1 pseudogene is annotated in these 568 nt (G+C 51.2%); it reads left to right on the plus strand.

Annotated features, from left to right (window positions below):
- Nucleotides 1–105 precede the first annotated feature (105 nt).
- A pseudogene (locus EKA13_RS27545) lies at nt 106–568 on the plus strand (ISL3 family transposase); the annotation flags it as partial.

The raw sequence follows: 568 nt of genomic DNA on the forward strand, positions 1-568 counted from the left end.
GGCTCTTCGCATTTAAGGGTGTAGAAAAAATCTGACCGGCTGGAAAAGGAGTCGAGGATCTTAGAAAATGTAAGCTCTCACACCAACAAAAACTAAGCCCCCGACGTGAACAATCTTACCTTTTCTAGCCCTGATCTTTCCAGCTTTTGCCAACTGAATAACCTCGGCCTGACTGCCACTGGACAACATCTTTGTGCAGAGCGCGCCGTCATCGAATGTCGTTTAACCAAAGCACCCGAGCCATGCCCCAAGTGCGGGGCTGCTGGTGTTTCACGCGGTACTGTCGATAGGCATCTTGCTCACACACCTTACGGACAACGACCAACCAGATTGCTGCTGCGTATCCGTCGCTGGCGTTGTGCTTGCGGCTGTTTCTGGCATGAAGATACAAACAGTGCAGCACCTCCACGTTCAAAGCTTTCATATGGGGCGATACGCTGGGCATTAGCTGCCATCGTGCTGGATCATCTGTCGGTATCTCGTGTTGCGAGCCAGCTTGATGTTGCATGGCACACCGCTAATAATGCCATTATCAACGAAGGACGGCGCCTGCTTTTTAATGACTCGA

The sequence above is a fragment of the Pseudomonas defluvii genome (assembly GCF_001695625.1).
Lineage (GTDB): Bacteria > Pseudomonadota > Gammaproteobacteria > Pseudomonadales > Pseudomonadaceae > Aquipseudomonas > Aquipseudomonas defluvii.